The sequence below is a fragment of the Amycolatopsis sp. NPDC045836 genome (assembly GCF_056431745.1).
In genome coordinates, this window is sequence record NZ_JBWKKF010000018.1 from 146,832 (window position 1) to 156,510 (window position 9,679).

Annotated in this window: 10 protein-coding genes; 5 read left to right on the forward strand and 5 right to left on the reverse strand. The window is 71.4% G+C overall.

Features of this window, described 5'->3' with window-relative positions:
* Nucleotides 1–8 precede the first annotated feature (8 nt).
* Nucleotides 9–749 carry a class I SAM-dependent methyltransferase gene (locus tag AC07EG_RS30600; protein ID WP_478256688.1) on the reverse strand — a complete coding sequence of 247 codons (741 nt, stop codon included), beginning with the start codon at nucleotides 747–749 and terminating at the stop codon, nucleotides 9–11.
* A gap of 112 nt (nucleotides 750–861) precedes the next feature.
* On the reverse strand, nucleotides 862–2,079 hold the full coding sequence (locus AC07EG_RS30605) for a M14 family zinc carboxypeptidase (protein WP_478256689.1): 1,218 nt from the start codon (nucleotides 2,077–2,079) through the stop codon (nucleotides 862–864).
* Between the two features lie 71 nt (nucleotides 2,080–2,150).
* On the opposite strand from AC07EG_RS30605, the gene AC07EG_RS30610 reads away from it, so the two are divergent.
* Complete coding sequence (locus AC07EG_RS30610) at nucleotides 2,151–2,558, forward strand: helix-turn-helix domain-containing protein (protein WP_478256690.1); 408 nt, start codon at nucleotides 2,151–2,153, stop codon at nucleotides 2,556–2,558.
* Here AC07EG_RS30610 and AC07EG_RS30615 read toward each other — a convergent pair.
* Genes AC07EG_RS30615 through pdhA form a run of 3 tightly spaced genes read right to left on the reverse strand, consistent with a single transcriptional unit; the run spans nucleotide 2,555 to nucleotide 5,827 of the window.
* A complete protein-coding gene (locus AC07EG_RS30615) occupies nucleotides 2,555–3,754 on the reverse strand; it encodes a dihydrolipoamide acetyltransferase family protein (RefSeq protein ID WP_478256691.1) in 1,200 nt (399 codons plus the stop codon). The two genes, AC07EG_RS30610 and AC07EG_RS30615, sit on opposite strands and share 4 nt — an antisense overlap.
* Nucleotides 3,747–4,724 carry an alpha-ketoacid dehydrogenase subunit beta gene (locus AC07EG_RS30620; RefSeq protein ID WP_478256703.1) on the reverse strand — a complete coding sequence of 326 codons (978 nt, stop codon included), beginning with the start codon at nucleotides 4,722–4,724 and terminating at the stop codon, nucleotides 3,747–3,749. The genes AC07EG_RS30615 and AC07EG_RS30620 overlap by 8 nt, the downstream gene beginning before the upstream one ends.
* A 17-nt stretch (nucleotides 4,725–4,741) precedes the next feature.
* Entirely contained in the window at nucleotides 4,742–5,827 is a 1,086-nt protein-coding gene (pdhA, locus tag AC07EG_RS30625; protein WP_478256692.1) for a pyruvate dehydrogenase (acetyl-transferring) E1 component subunit alpha, read from the reverse strand.
* A 92-nt stretch (nucleotides 5,828–5,919) separates the two neighbouring features.
* Between pdhA and AC07EG_RS30630 the strand changes: the two genes are divergently transcribed.
* Genes AC07EG_RS30630 through AC07EG_RS30645 form a run of 4 tightly spaced genes read left to right on the forward strand, consistent with a single transcriptional unit; the run spans nucleotide 5,920 to nucleotide 9,493 of the window.
* Complete coding sequence (locus tag AC07EG_RS30630) at nucleotides 5,920–6,366, forward strand: Lrp/AsnC family transcriptional regulator (RefSeq protein ID WP_478256693.1); 447 nt, start codon at nucleotides 5,920–5,922, stop codon at nucleotides 6,364–6,366.
* A 41-nt stretch (nucleotides 6,367–6,407) separates the two neighbouring features.
* Nucleotides 6,408–7,574, forward strand: a complete 1,167-nt coding sequence (locus tag AC07EG_RS30635) for a hypothetical protein (RefSeq protein ID WP_478256694.1) — start codon at nucleotides 6,408–6,410, stop codon at nucleotides 7,572–7,574.
* Nucleotides 7,571–8,350: an SDR family oxidoreductase gene (locus AC07EG_RS30640; protein WP_478256695.1), complete on the forward strand. Its 780-nt coding sequence runs from the start codon at nucleotides 7,571–7,573 to the stop codon at nucleotides 8,348–8,350. Before AC07EG_RS30635 ends, AC07EG_RS30640 begins: the two co-directional genes overlap by 4 nt.
* A 9-nt stretch (nucleotides 8,351–8,359) precedes the next feature.
* Entirely contained in the window at nucleotides 8,360–9,493 is a 1,134-nt protein-coding gene (locus AC07EG_RS30645; RefSeq protein WP_478256696.1) for a sulfotransferase family protein, read from the forward strand.
* The last annotated feature ends 186 nt before the right edge of the window (nucleotides 9,494–9,679 follow it).

Here is a 9,679-nt window from a genome sequence, read left to right on the forward strand (position 1 = left end):
CCTCGACCTCAGTCCGCACGGCGGCCGCGCACGATCAGGCGCTTGGCGTGGTTGTCGTACGGGCTGCCGTCGAAGTCGCCGAAGCACTCCACCCCGGTGAACCCGGCCTGCTCGAACAACGCGCGGAGTTCCGCGGCGCTGTAGAGGAAACTGGTGATGGTGGCCCGCCGCACGGTGTCCCCGGCGACGAGTGTCCATTCGGTACGCAGGCGCGTCCAGTCGTCGAGGATGGTGTCGCGCATGAACACGGTGCCCTCCGGCACGTCGACCGCCTGCGGGCGGCCCACCCAGCCCGCCAGGACCTCCTTGCCCAGCACGTCGACCAGCAGCGTGCCATCGCGGTCCAGGCTGGCGCAGGCGTTGCGCAGCACCCGTGCGTTGTCGGCGGGGTCGTCGAAGTAGCCGAACGAGGTGTAGAGGTTGAGCACCACGTCGAAGGCACGCTCTTCGGTGAATTCGAGCATGTCCGCCCGCACCAGCCGGGCCTCGACCCCGGCTTCCCGGCAGGCTTCGCGGGCTCGCGCCAGCATGACCTCGCTCAGGTCCACCCCGGTGACCCGGTCGCCGCGGTGCGCCAGCGGGACCACGTGGATCGCCGGGCCGCAGCACAGGTCGAGCACCCTCGCCCCGGCGGGGAACGCCAGCAGCGGCGACTTGGCGACGAGTTCGGCGGCTTCGGCCGCCCGGCGGCGGGAGAACATCGCCCCGGCGAAGCCCGCCCACAGGTCGTCATCGTCGTACCAGGCCATGCACCCCGTCCTTCACTTCCTCGTCCCCCGGGGATCCGGAGTTCGAAGGAGAGGTCGTCGGCGAGGCGGCCGGGGTTCCGGTGGATTTCCGTCAGCTACCCGGATGGAGCAGTCAAACCGGTCGTCCATCACGCAGCCGGGTGACCGCGGTGACGATGGCACCGGCCTGCACCCCGGCCAGCCGGTGCGGTGGCACGAGGGTGCCCGGGGCGCGTTCGGCGACCTCGGCGCACCAGCGTTCGAACACCGGCGTCAGCTCCGCGCGGGCGGCGTCGATCTCCGGCGACGCCGGTTCGTCGGCGAACAGGCGCAGCAGCATCCCGGCGCAGCGCAGGCGGATCACGCTCGGCCACACCTGCCCGCCGGCGAAGCGGAACCAGCGCAGCGAATCGGTGATCGCGCGCTCGAACGGGCTGCGCCCGCTCAACCGCAGCGGGCGCAGCAGGCCGGTGAAGAAGTCCGCGTCCTGGCCGTAGGACGCGTCGGGGCGGGGCGGGCCGTGGTCCACCCACAGCGGGAGTTCGCTGATCAGCACGGCACTGCCGTAGCGCGCGGAGTAGTCCCGGGTGCTGCCACCGGTGAGCAGCGGCGCGCCCATCGCCTCGGCGATCGCGCCGAACGACGGCATCTCGAACACCCCGGGCGCGAGCGCACGGGCACCGGGGGCGTCGGGTTCACCGCTGTCCAGCGGGATCCCGGCGTCGTCCAGCAACGCGATCAGCGCGGCGTGGTACTCGGCGTCACCGCTGCCGCCGACGTAGTAGAAGCCGCCGCCGAAGTCGGCGTTGTGCAGTGAGGCGACCAGGTCCGGGCGGGTGGCGTCGATCAGCTCCATCAGCGCCCTGGTCTCCGGGATCGGCGTGCCGAAGCGCTGCCCGCGCCACTGCACCGGGAAGGTCCATTCGACCTGCTCGTCGCTCGGCGGCCGGTAGAAGTTGCGGGCCACGTGGTCGCGGGTGAGCGGGCCGTCGAACCAGCCTTCGTTGAGCCGCGTGCCGTCGGGGTCGGCACACGGCACGAAGTGCCAGGTGGCGTCGAGGGCGTCGCGGAGTTCGGTGTCCTGGGCGAGTTCGCGGATCAGCTGGCGGACGGTGAGCAGGCCGATCGGCTCGTTGGGGTGCGGGCTGCCGATCACCACCACCTGCCGCGGGCCGCCGCCGATCCGGACGTGGTGGATCGGGTCGCCGAGCTTCGACCGGCCGAGCACGGACACGGTGACCGTGCTCGGGTGCTTCTCGGCGATCTCGGCGGTGAAGCCGTGCACCTGGTCGACCGTGGGGAACCCGGTGGCGGGTTCCATCGAGCCGATGATCCTGGCGACCTCGTCCACGACGCCCTCCAGTGCGGTGATGCGACTACTGGTAATGATGCCTCGCCGGCCCGGCCAGTAGGTTCGAGCGCATGACACAGGAGTTGCTGTCCGTGGAGCAGGTCGCCGAGCGGCTGGGGCTGCACGTGCGCACGGTGCGCGGCTACGTGCGGGACGGGCGGCTCAAGGCGGTCCGCATCGGCAAGCAGTACCGCATCGCCCGCGAGGACCTGGCGGAGCTGACCGGCAGGCCCGTGGCCACCGGCGCCCCGCACGTCGAGGTGTCCAGCATCGTGCGGGTGGACGCGGTCGACGCGGCGACCGCGAACCGGATCACCACGCTGGTGCTGGGCGCGGTCAACGGCGCCAGGGACGACGACCAGCCGCTGCGCGTGGACACCCTCTACGACGAGGAACGCGGCTCGCTGAAGGTGGTGGTGCTCGGCGGGGTGGCCGCCACCACCGAACTGCTGCGGCTGATCGACGCGGTGACCGGTTAGAGCTCCCCCAGTGCGGTGACCGGGGATTCGACGCAGTCGGCGACGAAGCGCAGGAAGCCGCCCGCGGTGCCGCCGTCGCACACCCGGTGGTCGAAGGCGAGCGTGAGCTGGCCGACCTTGCGCGCCACCAGCTCGCCGCCGGCCACCCACGGCCGGTCGATGATCCGGCCCATCCCCAGGATGGCTGCTTCCGGGTGGTTGATGATGGCTGCGGAACCGTCCACCCCGAACACCCCGTAGTTGTTCACGGTGAACGTGCCGCCGGTCAGGTCCGCCGGGGTGAGCCGGCCCGCCCGCGCCGCGGCCGTGCGGTCACGCAGCGCATCGGACAGCGCGCGGGTGTTCAGCGTGTGCGCGTCGCGGACCACCGGCACGACCAGGCCCCGCTCGGTCTGCGCGGCGAACCCGAGGTGGATCTCGTCGAGCACCACGATCTCGTCGCGTTCGACGCGTGAGTTCAGCTCGGGGAACTTCTTCAGCCCGGCCACGGTGAACCGCGCGAGCAGGGCCAGCAGGCCGACCCCGTCGAGCCGGTCGCGGGCGGCGAGCAGTTCGGTGGCGTCGACGTCGACCCACACCGTCGCTTCGGGGATCTCCCGGCGTGACGCGGCCAGCTTGTCGGCGACCGTCTTCCGCGGGCCCGTCAACGGGATGCGGCGCCCCTTGGCGCGTCCGGCGCGTCCGGCGATCTCGCGTTCCACGTCAGCGCGCCGGATCACGCCCCGCGGTCCGCTGCCGGACACGGTGCCCAGGTCGACGCCGTGCTCCTTGGCCAGCCGGCGCACGATCGGCGAGATGACCGCCGTGGTCGTGCGCTGCTTCGCGGGACGCGGTGCCCGGCGGCGGCGCGTGCTCCTGGTGGTGGTGGACGTGCCGTAGCCGATCAGCACGTTGCCGCTCTCTCCGGTGTCGCTGCCGGGTGCCGGTTCCGGGACCACCACGCCCGGTTCGGTGAACCGGGGGGCCTCGCCCACGCTGAGCAGCGGTGCACCGACGGGCAGCGTCGTGCCCGCGTCGCCGTGCAGCGCGGTCACCTCCCCGGCGAAGGGGGACGGCACCTCGACCGCCGCCTTGGCGGTTTCCACCTCGACCACCGGCTGGTCCACGGTGATCGTCTCCCCGACCGACACCAGCCAGCGCACGATCTCCGCCTCGGTCAGGCCCTCCCCGAGGTCGGGCAGCAGGAACTCAGGCAACGCCGATCACCTCGTCGTCCCACTGCAACCGCGCGATCGCGTCCAGCACGCGGTCCACGCCCGGCAGGTGGTGCTCTTCCAGTTTCGGTGGCGGGTAGGGGATGTCGTAGCCGGTGACGCGCAGGACGGGTGCGTGCAGGTGGTGGAAGCAGCGCTCGGTCAGCCGGGCGGCCACCTCCGCGCCGTACCCGCAGAAACCGGACGCCTCGTGCACCACCACCGCGCGGCCGGTCTTGCGCACCGACGCGGCGACCGTCTCGTCGTCGAACGGCGACAACGTGCGCAGGTCGACCACCTCGACGTCCCAGCCCTCCTCCTCGGCCGCCTCGGCGCTGTCCAGCGCGGTCCGCACCATCGGCCCGTAGGCGATCAGCGTGACGTCGGCACCGCCGCGCCGCACGACGGCGCGGTCCATCGGCACGCCCGCGGTGAAGTCCACTTCGGACTTCGCCCAGTACCGGCGCTTCGGTTCGAGGAAGATCACCGGGTCCGGGGAGTCGATCGAGGCCCGCAGCAGGTGGTAGGCGTCCTCCGGGGTGCCGGGCGTGACCACGCGCAGGCCGGGGGTGTGCGTGTAGTACACCTCCGAGGAGTCGCAGTGGTGCTCGACCCCGCCGATGCCGCCGCCGTACGGGATCCGGATCACCACCGGCAGTTCGACCCTGCCGCGCGTGCGGTTGCGCAGTTTGGCCAGGTGGCTGGTGATCTGCTCGAAGGCCGGGTACGCGAAGGCGTCGAACTGCATCTCCACCACCGGGCGCAGGCCGTTCATCGCCATGCCGATCGCGGTGCCGACGATGCCGGACTCGGCCAGCGGGGTGTCGAACACCCGCTTCTCCCCGAACCGCGCGGCGAGGCCGTCGGTCACCCGGAACACCCCGCCGAGCGGGCCGACGTCCTCACCGAAGACGAGCACCCGGTCGTCGGCTTCGAGCGCGTCGGCCAGGCCGCGGTTCAGCGCACCCGCCATGGACAGTGCCGTCGCCGTCACCGCCGCTCCTCCGCCAGCTGGGCGGCCTGCTCCCGCAGCGCGGGGGTCGGCTCGGCGTAGACGTGGGCGAACAGGTCGGCCGGGTCCGGTTCGACGTCGGCGTTCATGCCGTCACGCACCTCCGCCGCGAACGCTTCGGCCTCGGCCAGCACGGCGTCGCGACGGGTGTCGTCGAGCAGGCCACGGGTGCGGAGGTAGGTCTCCAGGCGGTCGAGCGGGTCGCGGCTGAGCCAGTGGGCGACCTCGCCGGGGTCGCGGTAGCGGTTCGCGTCGTCGGCGTTGGTGTGCGCTTCGACGCGGTAGGTCTTGGCCTCGATCAGCGTCGACCCGCCGCCTTCGCGAGCGGCCCGCACCGCGTCGCGCACCACCGCGTACACCGCGGCCGGGTCGTTGCCGTCGACGAGGACGGACGGCACGCCGTAGCCGATCCCCTTGTGCGCCAGCGAAGGAGCCGCGTTCTGCTTGCTCATCGGCACGCTGATCGCGTAACCGTTGTTCTGCACCAGGAAGACCACCGGCGCCCGCCACACCCCGGCGAAGTTCAGCGCCTCGTGCGTGTCGCCCTCGCTGGTCGCGCCGTCACCGAGGAGCACCAGCGCGACGCTGTCCTCCCCCTTGAACCGCGCGGCGTGCGCGACCCCGACCGCGTGCAGCGTGTTGGTGGCCAGCGGGGTGCACTGCGGGCCGACGCGGTGCTCGTACGGGTCGTAACCGAGGTGCCAGCCGCCCTGGAGCAGCGTCAGCGTCTCGAGCGGGTCGACCCCGCGGGTGATCAGCGCCACCGAATCGCGGTAGGTGGGGAACAGCCAGTCCCGCTCCGCCAGCGCGAGCACGGCGCCGACCTCGCACGCCTCCTGACCGCGGGAGGAGGGGTAGACCGCCAGCCTGCCCTGCTTGGTCAGGGCGGTGGCCTGCGCGTCGAAGCGGCGGCCGAGCACCATGCGGCGGTGCAGGTCGAGCAGCACCTCGTCGCCGGGCATCGGCAGGGGCGGGTCCGCCACCGGCTCGCCCGCCGCGGAGAGCAGGGCGACCGGCTCGTCCGCGGGCAGGAGACCGCGTAGCTCGCTGGTGACCGTCGTCATGGCGCGAATGCTCCATCGCGCTCCGGCCAATTTTCCAGGGTCGCCGAGATTTCCTGGACGGTTGGCCGCCGAACGCCGTTAGTGTGGGCCACATGGCCGCACTGGACGAGACCGATCGCCGAATCGTCAAGGAGCTGCGGGCGGACGGCAGGCTGTCCATGCGGGCGCTCGCCGAACGCCTGCACATCTCGCGGGCGGCGGTCTACTCGCGGGTGGACCGGCTGCACCGCGACGGCGTGATCACCGGGTACAGCGCCACGATCGACCCGGAACGCGCGGGGCTGGGCATCTCGGCGTACGTGTACCTCAAGATCAGCCAGCACTCGTGGCAGGCGGTGCGCAAGCGGGTGCTGGAGATCCCCGAGGTCTGGCACGGGGCACTGGTCTCCGGGGAACACGACATCGTGTTGCTGGTGCGGGCGCCGGACGCGGCCAGCCTGCGGCACCTGGTGCTGCACCGGCTGCAGACCATGCCCGACGTGCTGTCGAGCCACACCGTGCTGGTGCTGGACGAGCTGCACAGCATCGATCAGCACTGACCAGGATTGACGAGAATTAGAACAAGTTCTACCGTGGCGGGGTGCTCACCCAGCCGTTCGCCGAAGCGATCGCCGAAGCCGAGAAGCTGATCACCAGCGCCCCGCACGTCCGGACCGAGCAGGACCTGAGCGAGGGCTACGACTACCTCAGCGGCAGCATCCGCGCGTCGCTGCAGCTGGCGTGGGCCTACGAACGGGACTTCCCGTACTTCGTGCAGTCCACCGGGCCGTACACGAAGATGGGCCTGGACAACCCGGACACCCTGTACTTCCACGCCTACCTGCGCGACGACGCCGAATACGTGGTCACCGGCCGCCGGGGCAGCACCACGGACCTGAGCTTCCAGGTGCTCGCGGGCGACTACACCCCGGTCGACGTGCCGGACACCGTCACCGCCTTCGACGACCGGTCGATCCGGATCGAGCCGGACGGCACCTTCGAGATCCGGTTCGGCCCGGGGAAGTCGGGCGATCCCGATTACTTCACGCTCGCCCCCGGTTCGGCGATGCTGGTCGCGCGCGAGGTGTACAGCGACTGGGCGGGCGAGGAACGCGGGCTGCTGAGCATCCAGCGGGCCGACCGGATCGGCGCAGCACCCCCGCCCCCGGCGCCGGACAAGGCCGCCAAGCGCTACGGCGTGGCCGGGAAACTGCTGCTCAACCGGCTGCACACGTTCCTGAAGTTCCCGGAGTGGTTCTACCTCGGCCTGCCGGTGAACACCATGACCGAGCCGCGGACCACGCCGGGCGGGCTGACCACGCAGTTCTCCTCGGCTGGGCACTACGACCTGGCCGACGACGAGGTGCTGGTGGTCACCGTGCCCGCCTCCGACGCGCCGTACCAGGGCATCCAGCTGGGCAGCCGGTGGTACGTCTCGCTCGACTACGTCAACCACCAGACCAGCCTCAACACCTCGCAGGCCCGCATCGATCCCGACGGCAAGATCCGGTTCGTGGTCAGCGAACGCGACCCCGGCCTGGCGAACTGGCTGGAGCGCACCGGGCACACGCGGGGCTTCGTGCAGATCCGCTGGCAGCGGCTGGCCCGGGAGCTGAAGCCGGAGGACGGGCCGGAGGTGGAGGTGGTGCCGTTCGCCGAACTCCCCCGCCGGCTGCCGTACCACCAGCAGGCCCGGGTCACGCCGCGCGAGCACGCAGCCCGGATCGCGGCCCGGCAGGCCGCCTTCGCCACCAGGATGCTCGGATGACGCCGCTCGACGGGAAGGTGGTGGTGGTCTCCGGCATCGGACCGGGGCTGGGCCGGTCGATCGCGGTGCGGGCCGCGGTGGCGGGGGCGGACGTGGTGCTGGCCGCCCGCACCGGAGCGCGGCTGGCGGAGGTGGCGAAGGAGGTCACCGCACTCGGGCGGCGAGCGCTCCCCGTGCCCACCGACATCGCCGGCGCCGCAGCCGCCGAGCACCTCGCCGAACGGGCCGTCGCCGAGTTCGGCCGCGTGGATTCTCTGGTGCACAACGCCTTCGCCTTCCCGCCGATGGGTGACCTGCTCGACGCCGAGCCGGACGCCATCCGGACCGCGCTGGACACCACCGTGCTCGCGGCGCTGCGGCTGACCCGGCTGCTCACCCCCGCGCTGGCCGAAGCGGGCGGTTCGGTGGTGATGATCAACTCGGCGGTGATCCGGCACTCCCGGCGGAGCTTCGGCGCGTACAAGATGTCGAAGACGGCCCTGCTCTCGCTGGCCCAGTCGCTGGCCACCGAACTCGGCCCGCGCGGCATCCGGGTGAACTCGGTGGCACCGGGCTACATCTGGGCCGATGCGCTGAAGTGGTGGTTCGGGCACCTGGCGGAGGAACGCGGGGTCACCCGCGAGGAGGTCTACGCCGAAACCGCGGCCACCACGGACCTGCGGCGGCTGCCCGAACCCGACGAGATCGCCGACGCCGTGGTCTTCCTCGCGTCGCCGATGGCCAGCGCGATCACCGGGCAGTGCCTGGACGTCAACTGCGGCGAGTTCCACCACTGAGGGGACGGCATGGCACGGGACACGGTCGGCACCGTCGAGGACCTGCACGCGTCGGCCACCAAGGTGACCGGCCTTTCCGACTTCGGTGAGGACGACTACACCGAGGGACTGGCGGTCCTGCTCGACGCCTACGCACGCGAGGCGGAGCTGACACCGTTCGGGAAGAAGATCAAACGCGCCTTCCTGCGGGGTGCGTTGGTCGCGCGCCTGCTCAGCGAAGCCGGGTGGAAACAGCACCCCGGTTACGCCGACGTGCGGATCGACCGGCCGATCTTCGTCACCGGGCTGCCGCGCACCGGCACCACCGCGCTGCACCGGCTGCTCACCGCCGATCCCGCGCACCAGGGCCCGGAACTGTGGCTCACCGAGGTCCCGCAGCCGCGGCCACCGCGGGAGACGTGGGCGTCGAACCCGGTTTTCGCGCGCATCCAGGCCGGGTACGAGCAGCACCACCAGGAGCACCCGGAGTTCATGGGCCTGCACTACAGTTCGGCCGAGCAGGTGGAGGAGTGCTGGCAGCTGCTGCGCCAGTCGCTCCGGTCGATCTCGTACGAGTGCCTGGCCCACGTACCGTCCTATTCGGACTGGTTGCGCACGCAGGACTGGACCACGGCCTACCGCAGGCACCGCGACGTGCTGAAGCTGATCGGCCTGAACGACACCGGCCGCCGGTGGGTGCTGAAGAACCCGAGCCACCTGTTCGCCCTGGACGAACTGCTCGCGGTGTACCCGGACGCGCTGGTGGTCCAGACCCACCGCGCTCCCCGCACCGCGATCGCCTCGGTGTGCAGCCTCAACGAGAACGCCGCGGCGGACTGGTCGACCGCGTTCCACGGCGAGGTCGTCGGCCGGAGCCAGCTCGCGCTGTGGTCACGCGGCCTCGCCGAGTTCCGTGCCGCCCGGTCGAAGTACGACGCGGCCCAGTTCCACGACGTCCAGTACGAGGACTTCGTCCACGACCCGATCGGCACGGTGGAGCAGGTCTACCGGCATTTCGGCCTGCCCCTCACCGCGGAAGCCCGGGCGAACATGGCTGCCCTGCACGCGGAAAGCCGTTCGGGGAGGCGGGCTCCTTCGCATCGTTATCGGCTTTCGGACTTCGGTCTTGCTGAGGCTGAGGTCGATGCTGCGTTCGCCGCTTGAGCATCTGGGCGGGGAGGGGGACGGGAATCCACCCCGGTTTTTCATTGTGACTACGGTGGAGGTGGTTTGGTCAAGGCGGGAAAGATGCCTTGACAAAGCCATCCCCGCCGTGTTTCTGGCTTCGGGCCGGGTGGAGGGGGGAGTGTGGGTGGGGGTGGGGTTTGGGTGCCCGGCTTGCGTTTTGCA